Annotated in this window: 17 protein-coding genes; 13 read left to right on the top strand and 4 right to left on the bottom strand. The window is 59.2% G+C overall.

Annotated elements, in window-relative coordinates; translation table 11 throughout:
* Window position 1: 1 nt before the first annotated feature.
* The 3 genes from MWL89_RS13905 (at window position 2) to MWL89_RS13895 (ending at window position 2,649) form a co-directional block, all read left to right on the top strand.
* Window positions 2–658 carry an MBL fold metallo-hydrolase gene (locus MWL89_RS13905; protein WP_244386810.1) on the top strand — a complete coding sequence of 219 codons (657 nt, stop codon included), beginning with the start codon at window positions 2–4 and terminating at the stop codon, window positions 656–658.
* 292 nt (window positions 659–950) lie between these two features.
* On the top strand, window positions 951–2,003 hold the full coding sequence (locus MWL89_RS13900) for an inorganic phosphate transporter (RefSeq protein WP_102379946.1): 1,053 nt from the start codon (window positions 951–953) through the stop codon (window positions 2,001–2,003).
* Window positions 2,004–2,013: 10 nt separating this feature from the next.
* On the top strand, window positions 2,014–2,649 hold the full coding sequence (locus tag MWL89_RS13895) for a DUF47 domain-containing protein (protein WP_102379945.1): 636 nt from the start codon (window positions 2,014–2,016) through the stop codon (window positions 2,647–2,649).
* 74 nt (window positions 2,650–2,723) lie between these two features.
* Here the strand turns inward: MWL89_RS13895 and MWL89_RS13890 are convergent, their stop codons facing one another.
* Complete coding sequence (locus tag MWL89_RS13890; RefSeq protein ID WP_244386808.1) at window positions 2,724–3,680, bottom strand: trimeric intracellular cation channel family protein; 957 nt, start codon at window positions 3,678–3,680, stop codon at window positions 2,724–2,726.
* Between the two features lie 4 nt (window positions 3,681–3,684).
* On the bottom strand, window positions 3,685–4,647 hold the full coding sequence (locus MWL89_RS13885; RefSeq protein WP_244386805.1) for a peptidase: 963 nt from the start codon (window positions 4,645–4,647) through the stop codon (window positions 3,685–3,687).
* A 111-nt stretch (window positions 4,648–4,758) separates the two neighbouring features.
* Here MWL89_RS13885 and MWL89_RS13880 point away from each other — a divergent pair, with 111 nt between their 5' ends.
* The 10 genes from MWL89_RS13880 to MWL89_RS13835 all read left to right on the top strand — a co-directional run bounded on the left by MWL89_RS13880 (window position 4,759) and on the right by MWL89_RS13835 (window position 15,412).
* Complete coding sequence (locus MWL89_RS13880; protein ID WP_244386803.1) at window positions 4,759–5,991, top strand: MFS transporter; 1,233 nt, start codon at window positions 4,759–4,761, stop codon at window positions 5,989–5,991.
* 165 nt (window positions 5,992–6,156) lie between these two features.
* The gene (locus MWL89_RS13875) at window positions 6,157–7,053 is read left to right on the top strand and encodes a SatD family protein (protein WP_244386801.1); all 897 of its coding nucleotides are present in this window, start codon (window positions 6,157–6,159) and stop codon (window positions 7,051–7,053) included.
* 6 nt (window positions 7,054–7,059) lie between these two features.
* On the top strand, window positions 7,060–7,839 hold the full coding sequence (locus tag MWL89_RS13870; protein ID WP_102379942.1) for a DUF3307 domain-containing protein: 780 nt from the start codon (window positions 7,060–7,062) through the stop codon (window positions 7,837–7,839).
* Window positions 7,840–7,980: 141 nt separating this feature from the next.
* Window positions 7,981–9,261, top strand: a complete 1,281-nt coding sequence (locus MWL89_RS13865) for an aspartate kinase (RefSeq protein ID WP_102379941.1) — start codon at window positions 7,981–7,983, stop codon at window positions 9,259–9,261.
* 69 nt (window positions 9,262–9,330) lie between these two features.
* Window positions 9,331–10,371, top strand: a complete 1,041-nt coding sequence (locus tag MWL89_RS13860) for an aspartate-semialdehyde dehydrogenase (protein WP_244386796.1) — start codon at window positions 9,331–9,333, stop codon at window positions 10,369–10,371.
* Window positions 10,372–10,862: 491 nt separating this feature from the next.
* A complete protein-coding gene (locus tag MWL89_RS13855) occupies window positions 10,863–13,265 on the top strand; it encodes an HAD-IC family P-type ATPase (protein ID WP_244386793.1) in 2,403 nt (800 codons plus the stop codon).
* A 56-nt stretch (window positions 13,266–13,321) separates the two neighbouring features.
* Window positions 13,322–14,173, top strand: coding sequence for a TlyA family RNA methyltransferase (locus MWL89_RS13850; protein WP_244386791.1), 852 nt, complete (start codon window positions 13,322–13,324; stop codon window positions 14,171–14,173).
* On the top strand, window positions 14,170–14,538 hold the full coding sequence (locus MWL89_RS13845; RefSeq protein ID WP_244386789.1) for a YccF domain-containing protein: 369 nt from the start codon (window positions 14,170–14,172) through the stop codon (window positions 14,536–14,538). The genes MWL89_RS13850 and MWL89_RS13845 overlap by 4 nt, the downstream gene beginning before the upstream one ends.
* A gap of 101 nt (window positions 14,539–14,639) precedes the next feature.
* Window positions 14,640–14,957 carry a type II toxin-antitoxin system RelB/DinJ family antitoxin gene (locus MWL89_RS13840; protein WP_244386787.1) on the top strand — a complete coding sequence of 106 codons (318 nt, stop codon included), beginning with the start codon at window positions 14,640–14,642 and terminating at the stop codon, window positions 14,955–14,957.
* Window positions 14,957–15,412 (top strand): type II toxin-antitoxin system VapC family toxin, encoded by a 456-nt coding sequence (locus MWL89_RS13835; protein ID WP_244386785.1) that lies wholly within the window; start codon window positions 14,957–14,959, stop codon window positions 15,410–15,412. Before MWL89_RS13840 ends, MWL89_RS13835 begins: the two co-directional genes overlap by 1 nt.
* A gap of 188 nt (window positions 15,413–15,600) precedes the next feature.
* Here the strand turns inward: MWL89_RS13835 and MWL89_RS13830 are convergent, their stop codons facing one another.
* Window positions 15,601–16,965: a PFL family protein gene (locus MWL89_RS13830; RefSeq protein ID WP_244386783.1), complete on the bottom strand. Its 1,365-nt coding sequence runs from the start codon at window positions 16,963–16,965 to the stop codon at window positions 15,601–15,603.
* Window positions 16,966–17,181: 216 nt separating this feature from the next.
* The gene (locus tag MWL89_RS13825) at window positions 17,182–19,110 is read right to left on the bottom strand and encodes a cell wall-binding repeat-containing protein (RefSeq protein WP_244386782.1); all 1,929 of its coding nucleotides are present in this window, start codon (window positions 19,108–19,110) and stop codon (window positions 17,182–17,184) included.
* Window positions 19,111–19,175 lie beyond the last annotated feature (65 nt).

Genomic DNA, 19,175 nt, shown 5'->3' with positions numbered 1-19,175 from the left:
CATGTACAAGGTGAACAAGGGCTGCGTCGACATCGAGTTTCTCGTGCTGGGCATGCTTTCCAACAACACCTATCTCATCAGCGACGGCACGGCAACGCTGATTGTCGATCCGAGCTGCCATGCCGACGAGATTCTCGAGGCGTTGGGGAATCGCAAGCTCGATGTCATCGTTCTGACGCACGGCCACTACGATCACGTGGGGGCCGCAAACGAACTCAGGGAGGCGACGGGCGCAACCGTTATCGCCTCGGCCATCGATGCGCCGATGATCGAGAGCGGCAGTCCGGCGCTTGGCAGCGGCAGGAAGATGCCGCCGTGCCCGGTCGATTCCAAAGTCGAGGACGGGGACATCGTCGAGATCGGCTCCATGGCGTGGAAGGTTGTTCTGACGCCCGGTCACACCAAAGGGAGTATGTGCCTGTTCATCGATCCGCGGTTCGGAAACAATCCCGAAGGAAGCCCCGTGCTCATCTCGGGCGACACGCTGTTCTGCGCTTCGATCGGCAGAACCGATTTCGAGGGCGGCAGCATGGACGATATGCGCGCATCGCTCAAACGGCTCGCCGTCCTTCCCGACGAGACGCTCGTATTGCCGGGTCACAACGATCTTACGACGATCGGCGCCGAGCGCAGGCGTGTGTTCGCCCAGTTCGCATAGACGATTCAGCCATGATTGCGAAGCCGGTCTCCGTCTGGGGTTCCGGCTTCTTTTTATTTCGGCAGACGGTTCCATGCGACGTGCAGGGCTTGCGGACTGCCTGAATGGCACCGCATGCTCCCGCGTAACGCAAACCGAAGCGGTCATCGACTTTACGAGAATTTTACACAACAGGCTGTATTCCCTCGAAAAAGCGGGGTGCGCGGCCTTTTCCTTTGTTAAATATACGTTAAACTAATGCCTTGTCTGCGCTGTGCGCAGATGCGATTACGGCATCGTCGGAAGGTCATACGTGGTCATTGAATGGGGAGTATTCCTCACCGAGCTCATGTCCAACCCCGCCTTGGTGGCGGTAACCCTTTTGAACATCGGCGTCATCGTTGTCAACGGCGCTACCGATGCTCCCAACGCCATTGCGACGGTCGTCGGCACGCGGTGCATGTCGGCGAAAGCAGCCATCATCATGGCTGCGGTCTGCAACTTCTTCGGTCTGCTTGTCATTACGCTCGTGTCGTCGGCGGTTGCCAACACCATCTTCCATATGGTCGATTTCGGCGGCGATCACCATTCGGCGCTCATTGCGCTCATGGCGGCCATGGTCGCCATTATCGTATGGGGTGCCGTGGCGTGGTTCTTCGGCATTCCGACAAGCCAGAGCCACTCGCTTATTGCGGGATTGACCGGCGCCGCTATCGCGCTTCAGGGCGGTCTGTCGGGCATCAACGGGGCGGAATGGATGAAGGTCATCTACGGCATCCTGCTCTCGACGTTCATGGGATTCGGGCTCGGCTGGTTGTGCGCGAAGGTTATCGCGAAGTGTTGTTCGGGGGCCGATCGGCAGAAATCCGATCACGTGTTCAAGTGGGCCCAGATCGCGGCAGGGGCGGGCGTCGCTTTCATGCACGGAGCGCAGGACGGCCAGAAGTTCATGGGCGTGTTCGTGCTCGCCATCACGCTGGCCACTGGCATCGGTCAGGCCGATCAGATGATCCTGCCCGTGTGGCTCATGATATTCTGCGCGCTCAACATGGGTCTCGGTACCGCGATCGGCGGCAAGAAGATCATCAAGAGCGTTGGCCTCGACATGGTCAAGATGGAGAAGTACCAGGGCTTCGCCGCGAGCTTTGCCGCGACGATCTGCCTCATCATATCGACGTTCGGCGGTCTGCCGGTTTCCACGACGCACACCAAGACCACGGCCATCATGGGCGTGGGCGCTGCCAAGCGCAAGAGCGCGGTCAAGTGGGGTGTGGCAGTCGACATGGTCAAAACATGGGTTCTGACGTTTCCGGGATGCGGCCTTCTAGGGTTCATCGTCGCCAAGCTATTCCTCATGATTGTGTAAGGAGCAGGTAATGGGCAAGAAGAAGAACAAGAAATTCGACTACTTCGAAGCGTTCGAGCGCCAGACGGCGCTTGCGGTGAAGGAGTCGGAACTCCTTATCGAAGCCATCGAGAACTTCACGACGGCGGAGGCCATCAAGGACATCATGCCGCGCGCTCAGGACATCGAGCATGAGGGCGACGAGATCAGCCACGACATGTACACGGCAATCGCCACCGACTTCATCACGCCGATCGAGCGTGAAGACATCATCTCGCTCACCCAATACCTCGACGATATCGTCGACTACATCGAAGATGTGCTCCAGCGCTTCTACATGTACGACATCCACTTCATGCACGACCGTGCGCTCGAGTTCGCCCAGCTCATCAATAAGAGCTGCAAAGCGCTCGATCATGCGATGGAGGATTTCCGCGACTTCAAGAAATCCAAGACGTTCAAGCAGTCCATCATCGACGTGAACAGCTACGAGGAGGAAGCCGACGAGTTCTATATGGCAACCATCCGCGAACTGCACACGAAGGACCGCGACAACGCCCTGCGCGTGCTCATCTGGTCGCAGGTGTTCGCCCGCATGGAGAAGGTTACCGATGCCTGCGAGCATGCGGCCGATACCATGCGTACGATCATGCTCAAGAACTCGTAAGGATCGCTTTCGCTCGGCAGCGGTCGGTCCGCCGAGCCGCTCGGAAGCCGTTCACCGTTCGACCCGGAATTCGGCTATGCGCCGCGTTTCGGGTCGTTTGCTTTGCGAGGCTCGGGCGTTTGCGGCTCGAAGGGGTCTTTCGGCTTGGCGGGGGCCTCGTCGCGGATCTCGGAGAGGTCCTTGACGAAGATGCGATCGCTCGGATCGCTCGGCTGCACCGGTTGGTCGGGATTCGCTCGGTGCTTTCGCAACCGTATGAGCCGACCGCTCTTCTGCAGCTCCTTTTCCTTCTCGCGTTCGATCTTGCCCTTCGGCGGCCTGACGCGGCGCGCTACGCTCTTGACGGGGCGCGAGACGGCTCTCGTGACGACATCGGAGTAATCGCGCGGCGGCGAAGTGCGCCATCCGAAGAACAGCGACGCATAGCGAAGGATGAGCACGAGGGCCACGCAGGCGAAAGGCGCCCACTGTTCGAGCAGGTTGTTTAGCGCAGCCATCTGTTCGGGTAGGTGGTTCTGCTTCATGAGCGCGAAGGCGGTGGCTCCGACGAGTGCGGCCGAACCGTAGAGGGTGCCCGCTTGGAATGCTTCGGGTTCTCGATTCATGAACACGTCGCGCATGATGCCGCCGCCCACAGCGGTTACGGTGCCGAGGATGATCGAAGGAATGATGTCGAGGCCTGCCGAAAGTCCCTTGCCCACGCTGATGACCGCCCAGAGGGCGACCGAGATGTTGTCGAGCAGATCGACGATGGGGTCGAGGTAGGTGGCGAGCTTGCCGAAGTAGAACACGACGACGCCTGCGATGGCGCAGGCGAGAATCAGCGTCGGTTTCTGGAACGCGTAGATGCCGTAATTCTGGAGCAGCACATCGCGGATCACGCCGCCGAGCAGGCCGCAAGTGCAGGCGATGCAGACGGTGCCGAAGATGTCGTAGCGGGCGCGCACGGCGCTCATGGCACCGGAGATGCCACCGGTCAGCGCGGCGGCGAGTTCAAGCCAAAATGGTACGGCAAGGACTGGCTCGAACATGGCGCTACTCGTCGTCTACGACGACGAGCGTTGCGTTTGTCGGTTCGCCCGAGAAATCGAGGTCGCCTGTGATTCTGCGGGCAGCTTCGAGATCGAAATCCTTCGAGGCGAACGACGCGATGTTGGACTTCGCCTTTTCTTGGGCGTCGGCGAATATCTCCCAGAATCCGAGATCGCTCTCCTCCCCGGTGAAGGGGTTTTTCCAGACGGCGCGCTCGTGGTTGCCGAACTGGCTTTCCGTAATCTCGATGGGGCGGTGGCTCATCGAGCGGTAGAACGAATAGGGGCGGACGAGCTCCTCGACGCGGCTGATGACGGCGCGTAAGCTTCCGGTCGGCGAGTAGAAGAGGCCCTGGATGAAACGGAAGTTGCGCACGGCGGTGGCGAACATATCCGAAGGTATGAACAGACCGTACACGGTCATGGCAACAAAGGCGTACATCTTCGAGATCGCATCGAGTACGAAATCGCTTGCCTTGAGGATTTCAACCGAGGGGTTGAACGAAGCGATGGTCTGATGGCGAACCGTGAAAAGGGCCATCTCGTCGAATTCGCTTTCGATCGTGCCGTGGACCTCGTGGCCGTCGTCGCGGGAAAGGCCGTCGACGCCCGCATCGCAGACCGCGTACTCTTGGGCGAATACGAGGGGATGCATCGACGAATCGAGCGTGTAGTGGCAGAGAAAGCCGAGCGCATAGGCGCGTCCGATGGGCGCTTCGTCTTCGGCGAGCACCGAAAGCGAATCTTTGAAGGCGGCTATGAGTTCGGTGGGCTTGACGTTGTGCATGGTGGAGCCGAGCTGATGAAACTCGCGTAGGCTCGGGCTTATCACTGTATAGAACAGGGGGTCGGGCCCCTGGTTGCCTAAAAGAAACGCCTCGTACTCGTCGCGCGTCTCGCCGATCGACGCATGAAGCTCATGGTAGACATCCTGACCGAACAGGTCGTGGGTTATGATGGCCGGCATGAATCGCCTCGCATTCTTGTCATTTATTTTACTGAAGCGCCGCTTCCCATCATATACAATTGGAGTACAGTTGAAAACGTACACGTTACGCTCTTGTTGAAAGGATCATACGTGGCCAGACTAAAACTGACCAAGCAGGAGAAAAGCTGGGTTTTGTACGATGTGGGAAACTCAGCTTTTGTCTTGCTTGCAACGGCGCTCATCCCCGTGTACTTCCAGACGCTCGCCGAGCCGGGCTCGTCGGTGGTGGTGGCGTGGGGCTATGCGGAAACGATCGCCTCGCTGCTGCTCGCGCTGCTCATGCCGATTCTCGGCAGCATCGCCGATCTGAAAGGCAACAAGAAGAAGTTCTTCGTCGGCTGCGTGGGCACCGGCGCCGTCGCGCTCGCTGCGCTCGGACTTCCGACTACGGCTCTTCCGTTCTTGATCGTATACGTGGTGGCTTCCGTCATGCTCAACGGCTCGATGGTGTTCTACGATGCGTTCCTCGTCGATGCGGCGGCAACCGATGATCGCTACGACGAGGTTTCGTCGCTGGGTTACGCGTGGGGCTACATCGGTTCGTGCGTGCCGTTCATCCTCTCGTTGGCCATCGTGCTTGGGGGAGGAGCCGTCGGCATCGATATGGCGCTCGGCATGAAGATTGCGTTTCTGATCACGGCCGCGTGGTGGGTGGCATTCAGCATTCCGCTTATCAGGAACGTCCATCAGACCCATTTCAAGGAGCGTACCGCCCATATCATCAAGGATACGTTCTCGGGGCTGGTCTCGACGCTCAAAAAGATTGTGAAAGACAGGAAACTGCGTCTGTTCATGCTCGCGTTCTTCTTCTATATCGACGGCGTGCATACCATCATCAAGATGTCGACGAGCTACGGCACCGATTTGGGCATCGATTCCACCCAGCTCGTGCTTGCGCTGCTCGTCACGCAGTTCGTCGCCTTCCCCTCGGCGATCGCCTACGGAAGGCTTGCGGGCAAGGTGGGAACGAAACGCATGCTGCTCGTCGGCGTGTTCGCGTATCTGTGCATCACGCTGTTCGCGGCGTTCTTTCTTACGAGCGCCGTCGAGTTCTGGATCCTCGCAATCTGCGTGGGCCTGTTCCAAGGCGGTATCCAAGCGCTTTCGCGCTCGGAGTTCGGCAAGCTCATCCCCAAGGAGCACGCCAACGAGTACTACGGGTTCTTCGATATTTTCGGCAAGTACGCCGCCATCATGGGTACGCTGCTTGTCTCGGTGTTCACGCAGCTGACGGGTAATCCCTCGATCGGTGTTCTCTCGATCGCGGTGCTGTTCGTGGTGGGCTTCATCCTTTTGTGGAGGATGCCGGAGGCGGGGAAGTAGCCAATCGGGTTCGCTTCCCTTGACGGGGCAAGGGTCTTGAGTTCATCTAGCGCGCAACAAAAAACGTTGCTTTTTTAAAAAGCAACAAAAAACGTTGCTTTTCTTGTAAACAACGTTTTTTGTTGCTATAGTAGGAAACGTACACGGCTATGTTGCGAAGGACCCATGAAACCTTACTTTGTTCTTATTGCAGATGTTAAGAAGTCGAAGAAGTATACTTCGGACGCGCGCGGTCGGTTGCAAGGGCTCCTTTCTGCTTCTCTCGACTATCTCAACATCCTTTACTCCTATGGAATCGAGAAGCGAGTCGTTTTCAGCGGTGGCGATGAAATACAAGGCTTGTTTCGCGACCCCCTGACGCCGTTTCTGTATTATCGAATGCTTACGTTCATACTCGGGGCGAAAACCATCCGGGGTGGCATTGGCTTTGGCGATTGGAGCGTGCGCGTTGAAGGCGAGAGCTCGCCTAGCCAGGATGGCTCCGCTTACCACCATGCACGGCGCGCACTCGACGAAGCAAAATCGAATAAACCGTACGACGTCGTGTTTGTTGGCGATGGGCGCATCGACGAGTATCTGACGGTCCTTATGGACCATTCGATTGGTATGAGCGAGATGCGAACATCTGCGCAAAACGATACAGCGCTGATAATCGAGATGATGTTTCCTCTCGTCGGTGCTTCTCCCAACGACGAGGCGTTTTTCGGGACGGATCGAGTGCGCGACATCGAGCGCAGCCTCGCGAACCTACTTGATCTTCGCGAATCGATGAGCCGCAAGTCGCAGGCGAAGCCCGGTCTCATGCAGGGTATAACGGAAACGGCTCGTATGATTGACTCGCTTACTTTTCATCCTGTTGCAATTGAGCCGATTGGGGATGCGCATAGATGTCCGTCGTTTCCCAACGGTAAGGATATACAAGGAGTCTCTTCTATCCTTTCGAATCTGACGGGAATGACGAGGCAGGGAATCGATCGCCAGCTTGCTTCGAGCAGGGTCGTCCAGGAGCGCAATGCAGTTGTAGCTTATGCCTATTCCCTCAAGCTATCGATAGAGTGGTGAGATGCTGTGGGCTTTGGAATTGCGCTTGCTGTCATACTCGCCGGACATGTTGCCGCGGATTTCTACGTGCAAACCAATACGGTTGCGCAGGGGAAGCAGGATAGGCGGAGCCTGCTGGTTGTCCACTGCATTGCATACGGGCTGTGCCTTACTCTCTTCTCCGCCCTTGTTTTCCCAGCAGAAGCTTTCCTGATCGCAGGTCTCCTCTTTTTTGTTACCCATGCAGCCCTGGATTTTCTAAAGGTCGAGCTGGAAAAGCGGAAGATCCTGTCATCTTTCAAGCTGTTCTCCATCGATCAGGTCTGTCACGTAATCGTGTGCTTCGGCGCCGTACTTTGCTTTTACTCGGACCAGTCGGCCGACGGGCTCCTCTCGTGGGCGCGGGACCTTGTTGGGTCTGAAGCGCTCTCCGCTATGCTGTCTATTGCGTTGGCTCTTCTCGTATCGTGGCGACCCGCATCGATTGCCATCCAGCATCTGTTGAGCTCGGTCCGGAAAGACGGAGAATGCGGCGTTTCTGCCGAGGATGATGCATGCGCCGCGGAACAGCGTGCCGGGAGATGGATCGGCGTGCTCGAGCGCACTATCGTAGTCGTCTTGACCATGTACGGTCAGTTCGGAGCCATCGCGTTCGTTCTTACGGCGAAAAGCATCGCCCGGTTCAACAAGCTGAGCGAGGACAAGGACTTTGCGGAGTGCTATCTGGTAGGCACGTTGGCCAGCTCGGCTATAGCCATCCTGGCAACCTTGTTCTTCCAAAACATGGTTACATGGCAGATGCCCTGAGTTTGGATTGCTCGATGGTTAGTGGATGGGTTGCCCGCTCGCCTTGATGATTGTTCGGTAATCAAGCGCCCTCGCACGATTGGCTGGCGCTCTTTTGCTATAGTGTAAGATCGTTGGCTCGTTATTCAGAAAGACAGAGATATGTCGCTCATTGTTGCAAAATTCGGCGGAACCTCGGTTGCATCGCCGGAGCGCATCCAGATGGTTGCGAAGCGCCTCATCGCAAGCAAACAGGCCGGCAACCAGGTTGTTGCCGTCGTTTCGGCGATGGGCAAGACCACCGACGAGCTGGTGGGCTTGGCGCGGGCGCTCAACACCGACCCCCCGGCTCGCGAGATGGACCGGCTCCTCTCGACGGGCGAGCAGGTATCCATGACGCTGCTGGCCATGGCCATCGAAGCCCGCGGCTACCGTGCCATGAGCTTCACCGGCAGGCAGGCGGGCATCGAGACCGATTGCATCCACGCGCGCGCCAAGATTAGCTGCATCCACGCCGACCGCATCAAAGAAGCGCTCGACGAAGGATTCATTCCCGTGGTCGCGGGCTTTCAGGGTATCGATGGAAACGGCGACATCACCACGCTCGGGCGCGGTGGCTCCGATACGACTGCGGTGGCCGTGGCATGGGGCATCGGCGCCGACGTGTGCGAGATATACTCCGACGTCGACGGCGTGTACACGGCTGATCCCCGCGTGGCGCCGCGCGCTAAGAAGCTCGACGAGATCAACTACGACGACATGCTCGAGCTCTCGAGCGCGGGTGCGGGCGTGCTGCAGATGCGCGCGGTCGAGTTCGCACGCAAGTTCAACGTGATCATCCATTCCCGTTCTGCGTTTTCGGATTCGACGGGAACGTTCATCAAGGAGGCGACATCTTCCATGGAAGAAGCGGTTATCACCGGCATCGCACACGATACGTCCGAGGTCAAGGTGACCATCCGCGGCGTTCCCGATATGTCCGGCGTTGCGGCGAAGGTGTTCTCGGCACTGGCGGGCAATTCGGTCAACACCGACATGATCATCCAGAACATCTCGCAGGACGGCATCACCGACATCAGCTTCACGTGTCCTGGGGCCGATCTGCCCCGAGCGAAGGAAACGCTCGAGCGTATCGTCGGCGAGATCAGCGCGCGGGAATTTTTGGTGGACGACGACATCGCGAAGGTGAGCCTGGTGGGCACCGGCATGAAGTCGAGCCCCGGTGTCGCTGCGCGCGCGTTCACGACGCTTGGGGAGAACCAGATCAACATACTTGCGATCTCCACGTCGCCGATCCGTCTGTCCATGGTGGTCGATGCCGCTCAAGCCGCCGCCGCCGTGCAGTGCTTGCACAGCGCCTTCGGCCTCGATTCGGACAGCGTGTTCGAGGAGACGCAGCTATCGGCCGAGGAGATAGCGGCTAAGATGCAAAAAGGCCGCTAGCGGATTTTCGCAGGCAGAGGCACGTAAACCGGAATACGCGGCTTGCCGTGCAGATGAGGAGTAGATGAGATGGCTTGGAACAAAGTGATGCCGGCGAACCCCGTGGTCGCCATTGCGGGTGCAACCGGGGCGGTCGGGCAGGAATTCATGCAGGTGCTGCACGACCTCGATTTTCCCGCGTCCGAAGTGCGCGCGCTTGCTTCGGCGCGTTCGGCGGGCAAGAAGATCGAGTTTGCCGGATGCGGGCAGGTTCCCGCCGGTGAACTCACCGTGCAGGAGATGACCTCCGAATCGTTTAAGGATGTGGACATCGCTCTGTTTTCGTGCGGAGCAGGCATTTCGAAGGAGATGCGCGAGGCCGTCGTTGCCTCGGGTGCCGTGATGATCGATAATTCGAGCGCGTTTCGCATGGATGCGGACGTGCCGCTCGTGGTACCCGAGGTGAACCCGGGCGATGTATCGTGGCATTCGGGCGTCATCGCGAACCCGAACTGCTCGACCATTCAGATGGTGGTCGCCTTGAAGCCGCTCTACGACATCGCGCCCATCAAGCGCGTGGTCGTATCGACCTATCAGGCGGCAAGCGGCGGCGGTGCTCCTGCGATGGAGGAGCTGTACGGTCAAACCAAGGATTTCCTCAACGGGGACGAACTCAAGGTCGAGGTGTTCCAGCACCGTATCGCCTTCAACTGCATACCCCATATCGACGTGTTCCTCGAAGACGATTCCACCAAAGAAGAGTGGAAGATGGTCGTCGAGACGAAGAAGATCATGGGCGACGAGAACATCGCCGTGGCGGCGACGTGCGTGCGCGTGCCGGTGCTGCGCTGCCATGCCGAATCCGTGAACGTCGAATTCACCGGCGAGGTGAGCGTCGAGGCAGCCCGCAAGGCGTTTGAGGCGTTCGAGGGCATTACGCTCATGGACGATTGCTCGTCGAACATCTATCCGATGCCCGGGCTTCTCGCCGGTACGAACGATACGTACATCGGCCGTTTGCGCAAGGACTCCACCGTCGAGCACGGACTTGCCATGTGGATCGTGGCCGACCAGATTCGCAAGGGCGCCGCCCTTAACGCGGTGCAGATCGCGCAGTTGCTGCTGCCGTAGACCCCTTGCCTTTACGCTTTTGACGATCCGAGCCCGCCCGATGGCGGGCTCGCGTGCGCTATTGCGGCTTTCCGAAGTGAAAATCGTCGTTTTCGGGCGAGAATACCAGCATGGCGAAGAGGAATGCGCCGCAGAGCACGACGAACAATCCCAGTACCGCTCCAATTGCTGCCACCATAGTTGCCTCCTTCGCTTTGCATCAATCATAGAGTTTCGGATGTAAGCGGGGCCTTAAGGTTCTGCGCCACGGCATTAGGGACGCATTAAGATTTTGAATCGACGGGCTGCTGCGGCTCTTTTCGAAACGCGGTTTGCGGAAGCCGAGGCCAACGCGACGGGCCCGCGCAAAGGAGGTTCCGAGGTCGGTTCGCTTTCGGCGGTGTTCCGGCGCGGGCGTACGTTCGGTTACGTAATCATGTGCAAACCGTGTACGGGAAAATCACCTGCTTTTTCGTCCTCTATACTGGTGTGATTACGGCAAAGGAGGTGCGATGGACAAGAAGCTCGAAGGCCTTTCTTCTTCGGATGTTGCTGCACGCGTTGCGCGCGGTCAGGTCAATGTCGATGCATCGGTTAAGACGCGCTCGATCAAGCAGATCGTCGTGTCCAACGTATGTACGTTGTTCAACGCAATAAACCTCATTCTGGCCTGCTTCGTTTTCATCACCGGCTCCTATAAGAACATGCTGTTCATGATCGTCATCGTGTGCAACACGGCGATCGGCATCATCCAGGAGGTCCGTTCCAAGCGCACGACCGATCGCTTGAGCATCATTGCCAGTTCGAAAGTCGATGTGATGCGCGATGGCGCGCGCCAGGAGATTTCCGTCGACGAGGTGGTGCTCGGAGACATCATCGTGCTTGGGCGCGGCGATCAGGTTCCTTCCGACTCGGTGGTTGTGCACGGCACGTGCGATGTGAACGAGAGCCTGTTGACAGGCGAGAGCAAGCTCGTGCGAAAAGAGGCCGGCTCCGAACTCATGAGCGGAAGCTTCGTCAATGCGGGTACGGTGTACGCCCAGGTAACGCATGTCGGCGCCGACAACTACGCGGCTAAGATCAGCGCGGAGGCCAAGGAACACAAGGCCGTCAATTCCGAAATCATGAACAGCCTGAACGGCATCATCCGATTCGTGAGCATCATCATCTTCCCGCTCGGCGCGATACTCTTCGCGCGCGAGTACTTCACGGGCGCCTATATCGAGCTCAACGACGCCATCCTCTCGTCGGTTGCGGCGCTCGTGGGCATGATTCCCGAAGGCCTCATCCTGCTCACTTCGACGGTGCTCGCGGTGGCGGTTGTGCGCCTCTCGCGCAGCAAGGTGTTGGTCCAGCAGCTGTACTGCATCGAGACGCTTGCGCGCGTCGATACGCTGTGCCTCGATAAGACCGGCACGATCACGACCGGCAAGATGGAGGTCGATCGGGTGGTGACGCTCGGCGATTGCGACGAGGGCGAAGCCGACGGCGCATTCTATTCGATTGCGGATGCAGACGAAGATCCGAACGAAACGGCGCAGGCCATCATCGATTACTACCAGGACGTCATTCCGCAGCCAGGAGCTGTGCGCCATTCCCGGAGACGCACGAAGCCATCCGACCGATCCGTGAAAAAGTACGGCATCGAACGCGTTATCCCGTTCTCCTCCGACAAGAAATGGTCGGGCGCGGTGTTCGAGGGCGGAGCGAGCTACGTGATGGGGGCCGCTCAGTTCGTGCTCGGCAAAGACTACGCGACGGTCAAGAACCGGGTCGAAGAGCTCGCGCAAAACGCCCGCGTTATGGTGCTTGCCCGTGTCGATGGATTCGACGACGAGGGGAGGATCGCGGGCAGGCCCCAGCCGCTTGCGCTCATCGCCATCAAGGATCAGATCCGTTCGACGGCTGCTCAGACGATACAGTACTTCATCGAACAGGGTGTCGATCTCAAAGTCATTTCGGGAGACGATCCCCGTACCGTATCGGGAATCGCGCAGATCGTCGGCATCCCCCATGCGGATGCGTACGTGGATGCGACGACGCTTCTTTCCGACGCGGCGCTCGAAAACGCTGCAACCTGCTATCAGGTGTTCGGCCGCGTGACACCCGAGCAGAAGAAGAAGCTCGTGCTCGCGCTCCAGAAAGAGGGCCATACCGTAGCGATGACCGGCGACGGCGTGAACGATGTGCTCGCGCTCAAGGCTTCCGATTGCTCGGTGGCGATGGCCGCCGGGTCGGACGCCGCACGCAACGTTGCCCAGCTGGTGCTCGTGAACAACGACTTCGCCTCGATGCCGAAGGTGGTGGCCGAGGGCAGGCGGGCCATCAACAATTTGCAGCGCTCGGCTTCGCTCTTCCTCGTGAAGACGGTGCTCTCGATGGTGCTCGCGGTATGCTTCATCATCCTGCCGTGGCAGTATCCGTTCCAGCCCATTCAGATGACGCTCATCTCGGCGTTCACGATCGGATTGCCTTCGTTCGTGCTTGCGCTCGAGCCGAATAAGGATCGCATCAAAGGCAAATTTCTCGTCAACGTGATCGTGCGATCGCTGCCGGGCTCGATAACGGCGATCCTGGCCGTGCTCGGTCTCAACATCGTTTCCTATACGACGCTCGGGCTCGACTACGCACAGGTGTCGACCATGTGCGTGCTCGTTACGGCGTGGGTGGGGCTGCTGCTCATCGTACGCCTGTCGTTTCCCTTCACGCCCATCAGGGCTGCTCTTATCGTCGTCGTGATAGGCGGTGTAATACTCGGCTCGACGGTGTTTCCAAGCCTGTTCGGCATCGAGCCGTTCACCCAATCGATGGTCGTGGCGTTCGCGGTGGCCGCCGCAATCGCCGTGCCGGTGTTCAACCTGCTGTACCAGGCGTTCGGGTCATGGCATGCGAAGCGCCAGGAAGAGCTGGTGTAGGACGTGCTGCATGAAGGCTGCCAGAGTAAAACGGCTGTAGCGCAGGCAGTGCGCCCGTGAAGAAGATCCGCCTCGATACGCTGTTGGTCGAACAGGGCTATTTTCCCGATGTCGACGCCGCACTGCGCGCCGTGCTCGCCCACGAGGTCAAGGTCGACGACGTGTATGCGACGAGCGCCGCTGTGCGCGTTTCTCCCGATGCCGATGTGGTTATAAAGAACCGCAGGCGATTCGTTTCGCGTGGGGGGCATAAGCTCCAGGGGGCGCTCGACGCGTTCTCACAGGATGTGCGGGGTTTGCGCTGCATCGATATCGGATCGTCGACGGGGGGATTCGCCGACTGCTTGCTGCAGGCGGGCGCAAAAAGCGTCGCGTGCGTGGATGTGAACTACGGGCAGCTGGCTTGGTCGCTGCGGCAGGACCCTCGGGTTGCGGTGTTCGAGCGAACGAATATCAAGCTCGCCGACCCCTCGACGCTCGAGGCGCCGTTCGATGTACTGGTTGCGGATTTGAGCTTCATCGGCTTAGCGCAACTGGCGCCGGTGTTCGCCAGCCTTTCCGATCGGGGGTCGGTTTTTCTGGGGCTCGTGAAGCCCCAGTTCGAATCGAAGCCGGGCGAAACCGAAGGTGGCGTCGTCCGCGACGAAGCGGTGCGCGAGCGCGTGGTTGCCGAGGTTCGGGAGGCGCTCGCTGCTGCGGGGTTCGATCCGGCAGGGGTGGTCGAATCTCCCATTACGGGTCCTGAGGGCAATATCGAATACCTGGTGAGAGCGGTGTATCGGGGTGATGGAGCCGAGCGCGCCGGCGTTTCCCGCGGTTGCGATGCGACGGAGCGGGCCGCGTCGAGCGGCTCGTTCACCGAGTCGCACGACGGTGTTTCAAACGAGAAGCAAGGGAGCGGCTCATGAGCGTGATCGGCAACATCCTCTGGTTTGTTTTCGCAGGGCTTTGGCAGGGACTGAGTTGGATCCTCGTTGGATGCCTCTGGTGCATCACCATCGTGGGAATTCCCGGCGGCCTTCAGTGCTTCAAGATGGCGGGGCTAGCGTTTTTGCCGTTCGGCAAGGAAGTCGAGTACGGGGGAGGCGTTCCCTCCGCGCTTGCGAACATCGTGTGGCTCATCTTCGGAGGCATTTTTCTTGCGCTCGAGGCGCTCGTCAACGGCGTGATCCTCTGCATCACCATCGTCGGCATACCGTTCGGCTTGCAGTGTTTCAAACAGGCCAAGCTCGCTCTTATGCCGTTCGGTGCCGAGGTTCTGCCGAAGAGCTGACCCGCATGAGCGTACAGGGTCTGTAGCGGTTCGTCGTATCGTGGTGGTGCGGTGCCGACCTTTGTGCTATAGTAAGTTGTACGTACAACAGGAGGTACAATATGGCGGATGCAATGGTTACGGCGCGTATGTCGGCCGAGAAAAAAGAGGCGGGCAACCGCATCCTCGAACGACTGGGCACGAATTCATCGCAGGTGGTGAATCGCCTGTACGACTACGTGTTGGAAAAAGAGGAGCTCCCGTTTCCCGAAAGGCGGAAACGCGGGAGGTGCACGAAAGAGGAAGTTGCCGAGGCGATCGCCTGGGTGGACGGCATACCGAGGAAGAGGACTACCGGCCGGTTCTCCGATATGACCGTAAAGGAAGCGAAGCGCGATCGTCTTATTGCGGACGGGCTTATGCAACAGGGTGACAACTGATGAATTTTTTCGTCGATACGAATATTGTCGTCGATTATCTCGATAAGCGCCCAGAATTCTTCGAATCGGCGCGCAAGCTCATGATCCTCGGTTTCTTGCACGAATTCACGTTGTGGATGAGCTCTTCGCAGGTGACCGACTTGTTTTACCTCCTAACAAACGGTGGCTGCCCTTCCGAGGGGGACGTTGCGAAAAGGAGCATTCGGCAGATGCGAAAAATGGTTCGCATCTGCTCGCTCACCGAGGCCGACGTCGAAGCGGCGCTCGATTCGACGTGGGGCGATTTCGAGGATGCGTGCGTGTACCAATGCGCGCTGAGGGTAAAGGCCGATGCCGTCGTCACGCGCAACCAAAAGGATTTCGGGAAATCGTCAATCAAGGTGTTCGATTGCGATGAGCTGTTCGCATATCTGGCAGAGGAAAAAGGGCTAACGTACGAAGAGATACCCTGGTAGCGAAGCCCTGTTTGGTCTATAAGAGGTTGTATGGCAAAGCATGTGGGAAACTCCTGCATTGTTTCGAGGGTTTCGAAGGTTCGGCGGGTTACCTTGCCTGTTGAATGGGCGAAAAAGCTCGGTCCCGACGTCGAATGCGTCAGGACCGAGCAAGGATTGCTCATAAGGCCGCGAAGGCGCGGCGATTCTTAGTTCTTCAGCGCGTTCAGCGGGGCGGGGAAGCGGCCGCCGCGATGGGCGAACACGGTGCCCGCATACTGGTTCACGGGCATGACCGGAGCATAGCCCAGAAGGCCGCCGAAATCGAGCTTGTCGCCGACGGTCTTCCCGATGGCGGGAATGATGCGCACCGCAGTCGTCTTGTTGTTGATCATGCCGATGGCGCATTCGTCGGCGATGATGCCGAAGATCGTTTCGACCGTCGTATCGCCGGGGATGGCTATCATATCGAGGCCGACCGAGCATACGCAGGTCATGGCTTCGAGTTTCTCGATCGAGAGCGCGCCTTCCTCCGCAGCGCGGATCATGCCGGCGTCTTCCGAAACCGGAATGAATGCGCCCGAGAGGCCGCCGACCGAAGACGAGGCCATGACGCCGCCCTTCTTGACGGCATCGTTGAGCATGGCGAGCGCTGCCGTGGTGCCGGGGCCTCCGCAGGTGCCCACGCCGATGGCTTCGAGGATCTCGGCAACCGAATCGCCTTCTGCCGGGGTGGGGGCAAGCGACAGGTCGAGGATGCCCTGGCTTACGCCGAGGCGTTTGGATGCCTCGCGCGCCATGAGCTCGCCTGCGCGGGTGATCTTGAAGGCGGTTGCCTTGATCGCTTCGGCGACGCTCGTGATGTCGGCGTCTTTCGGCATGTCGGCGAGCACGGCGCGCACGACGCCCGGGCCCGAGACGCCGACGTTTACAACCGCATCGGCTTCCCCCGATCCGTGGAACGCGCCGGCCATGAACGGGTTGTCCTCGACGGCGTTGCAGAACACGACGAGCTTGCCGGCTCCGATGCACTGGCGGTCGGCGGTCGCTTCGGCGGTCGCTTTCACGATGCCCGCCATTTTGAGCACGGCATCCATGTTGATGCCCGCACGGGTCGAGCCGACATTGACCGACGAGCATACGTTGTCGGTAACGGAAAGGGCGTGGGGGATCGACTCCATGAGCTTGGTGTCGGCCTTCGACGCTCCCTTATGCACGAGTGCCGAGAAGCCCCCGACGAAGTCGACGCCGACCTCCTTGCCCGCTTTGTCCATTGCGATGGCCAAGGGGGTGAGATCGGCCGCATCGGTTGCCGCGCAGATCTCGGCGATCGGCGTGACGGAGATGCGTTTGTTGATGATCGGGATGCCGTATTCGCGTTCGAGCTGTTCGGCGGTGGGTACGAGCTGCTCTGCGGCGTTCGCCATGCGATCGTAGACCTTGGTCGCCATGACGTCGATGTCTTCATGCGTGCAACCTCGCAGATTCAATCCCAGCGTAATGGTGCGGATGTCGAGGTGCTGCTTGTTCACCATCGCAAGGGTTTCGCGGATTTCGGCTGGCGTGATCTGCATGGGTGCTCCGTCTTTCTCTTGGCATACGATTCGCTGCCGCAGGCGCAGGCCGTTCGGCAACGCGCAACAGCATAGCAAATAACGCACGTGCGGTTGCGTTGGGCGAAGCTTTATCCGTCAATACACCAAGACCCCCGCTTGCGCAGAGGTCTTGGTGCAAGCGGGGCTCGAACGTCGAAGGGACACTCGAGCCCCGCGAGGGTTAGACATCGGGCTCTAGAAGCCTATTTGGCCTTTGACCGCGCTTCGAAGGGCGAGCGAAAGCGTATTCGGAGAGCCGAGCCAGTACACGCCTTTCGCCGCAGATACGTTGACTACAGCGGAATAGTTTTGCGCATCGACGAGAACGAGCGGAGTGCGGGAGAGGCCGCACAGCGGACCGCCCGCGAGTGCATCGGGGAAGCCCTGCGCGGTGGCGAACGTTACGGTACCGCTGTTGAACCAGGCACCGTGGGGGTGCGTGAGCCATTGGGCTATAGTCGCAGAGGTGCCGTAGCGGCTTTGCGGGTAGGGATTGCCGACGCCGCCTGCAAGGCGGATCACCTCGGCAGAAGTTCCCCTCAAGGCCGATTCGATCTTGCTCGATACGGCGTTGTCGTCACCGACGATGATGATTCGGCTGCAGCCCGAAAGCTCTGCCAAAGAGGCGTTGTCGAGCGTGGTCCCAGGCGCCGCAAGGTACATGAGCGCGCCGTCTGCAGCACAGTAGGGGGAGATGGAAAGCGCGTCGGGAAAGTCGTTTGATCGTGCGATCACGGCCAGGTCTCCCGATACGCCGGCCTTTTTAGCATCTTCGCGCAGCAGCCGGGCCGTTTCGAATCTCGAATCGCCTCCGATCCTGCGAACCGTGGGAACGAACCTCTCCAGCTCCTGCTTTACGCCCTTTTCCGATAGCGCGTTCGAATCTCCGATGAGGATTGCTTCCTGGAGCGTTCCGCCCAGCCCGACGAGGTAGGTGCGCAGCTCGGGGCTGAAGCTGTCGGATGGATTCAGCAGGATCGGGTAGCCTTTGGCGCCTGCCAGCGTCGAGGCTGCGAGTGCGTCGGGAAAGTCGGTCGACTTCGCGATGATGACGCCGCTCGGACCTTGCGGATACGATTCTTTGGCAATCGAGATGGCGGTTCCGATGCGGGTCGAGCCGGAAAGCTCCTTTTCCGTCTTGCTTGGCTGCACGAGGCTGTAATACTGGTTGAAAAACGTCTCGAATTGCTCAACGGTCATGGTGTCGCCCGACACCTGCCCGGAAAACGTTTGCCCGTGGGTAACTCCGTAGCTCCCGTATTGATTTACCGCAAAGCCGGTGGTCTCGTAGTTCGAACTGACGATGTTGAGATAATGGCCGGCGCCCTCCGTCGAGCCTGTTTTCTTGTAGAGCGCCTTCTCCTCGTCGTACCAGCCGGCGAAGGGGTCGCTGTATCCCCATGCAAGGTTTTCTCCGACATTCCAGAATCCGGAATGCTTCACGTTGTGCGCCGACCAGTTGGCTTGCACCTGCGCTATGGCCATGAGCTGCAGATTTACCTTGAGAGGTTGCAGGGGCTTTCCCGTTCGGGGATCGGTGCCTTCTGCAGCTCGCAGCTGGTTGCACTTCTTGAGCCATGCGATGGAGGCCTTCATGTTCTCGAGGCTCGTCGCGTCGTAGGCTCTGCCGATGGTCGTAGTGCCGAGGATATTCGCGTTGGTGTTGCTCAGGATCTGGGCAGCATAGTTGCCCGAATCCCTCAGCGTCAAAAAGAACCCGAGGCTGCCCATGGCGTAGAGGTCGCGTTTGTCCTGCTCGGTCAAGGTGGCGTCTGCAAGGGTGATCTCGGGGAGGGATGGTTCTGATTCGAAGCTTTCGCTGAGTGCGAGACCCTCGTCCAGGGCTTCCTCGGAAGAGGCCTCGAGCGCTTCGTCATCGACGATGCCCAGGCTTTCGGTTGCATCCTGTCCGTCGGTCGAGCCGAGCTTCAGGCCGCCGCCTTCGATTGCTTCTTGGCTTCCGGCAGAGGCGGCTGCCCGATCGTCGGCGAGCGCCCGTGGGGGAGTCGCAAAAGGTATGGACAGGGCCAATGCTGTTGCCAATAGAGCGGAAAGGATTGTTCCCCCCATTCCCTTTTGGGCAGACGCGATGCTCGGGCTGCTAGGCTGGTGCTGTATTCCCATAATGCCATCCCCTTAAACCGTGCGGTTGTTGCTTGTGCGCATAGGCTAAAGTATACGGGGCTGCA

This window comes from Raoultibacter timonensis (assembly GCF_022845715.1).
Lineage (GTDB): Bacteria > Actinomycetota > Coriobacteriia > Coriobacteriales > Eggerthellaceae > Raoultibacter > Raoultibacter timonensis.
The sequence above is the reverse complement of the archived record's forward strand: the minus strand, read 5'-3'. Positions and strand labels throughout refer to the sequence as shown.

Excerpts from the sequence above, each read along its gene's own strand:
- MWL89_RS13905 (WP_244386810.1), top strand. The coding sequence starts at position 2 with ATGTACAAGGTGAACAAGGGCTGCGTCGACATCGAGTTTCTCGTGCTG.
- MWL89_RS13895 (WP_102379945.1), top strand. The coding sequence starts at position 2,014 with ATGGGCAAGAAGAAGAACAAGAAATTCGACTACTTCGAAGCGTTCGAG.
- MWL89_RS13890 (WP_244386808.1), bottom strand. The coding sequence starts at position 3,680 with ATGTTCGAGCCAGTCCTTGCCGTACCATTTTGGCTTGAACTCGCCGCC.
- MWL89_RS13885 (WP_244386805.1), bottom strand. The coding sequence starts at position 4,647 with ATGCCGGCCATCATAACCCACGACCTGTTCGGTCAGGATGTCTACCAT.
- MWL89_RS13875 (WP_244386801.1), top strand. The coding sequence starts at position 6,157 with ATGAAACCTTACTTTGTTCTTATTGCAGATGTTAAGAAGTCGAAGAAG.
- MWL89_RS13865 (WP_102379941.1), top strand. The coding sequence starts at position 7,981 with ATGTCGCTCATTGTTGCAAAATTCGGCGGAACCTCGGTTGCATCGCCG.
- MWL89_RS13860 (WP_244386796.1), top strand. The coding sequence starts at position 9,331 with ATGGCTTGGAACAAAGTGATGCCGGCGAACCCCGTGGTCGCCATTGCG.
- MWL89_RS13855 (WP_244386793.1), top strand. The coding sequence starts at position 10,863 with ATGGACAAGAAGCTCGAAGGCCTTTCTTCTTCGGATGTTGCTGCACGC.
- MWL89_RS13845 (WP_244386789.1), top strand. The coding sequence starts at position 14,170 with ATGAGCGTGATCGGCAACATCCTCTGGTTTGTTTTCGCAGGGCTTTGG.
- MWL89_RS13840 (WP_244386787.1), top strand. The coding sequence starts at position 14,640 with ATGGCGGATGCAATGGTTACGGCGCGTATGTCGGCCGAGAAAAAAGAG.
- MWL89_RS13835 (WP_244386785.1), top strand. The coding sequence starts at position 14,957 with ATGAATTTTTTCGTCGATACGAATATTGTCGTCGATTATCTCGATAAG.
- MWL89_RS13830 (WP_244386783.1), bottom strand. The coding sequence starts at position 16,965 with ATGCAGATCACGCCAGCCGAAATCCGCGAAACCCTTGCGATGGTGAAC.
- MWL89_RS13825 (WP_244386782.1), bottom strand. The coding sequence starts at position 19,110 with ATGGGAATACAGCACCAGCCTAGCAGCCCGAGCATCGCGTCTGCCCAA.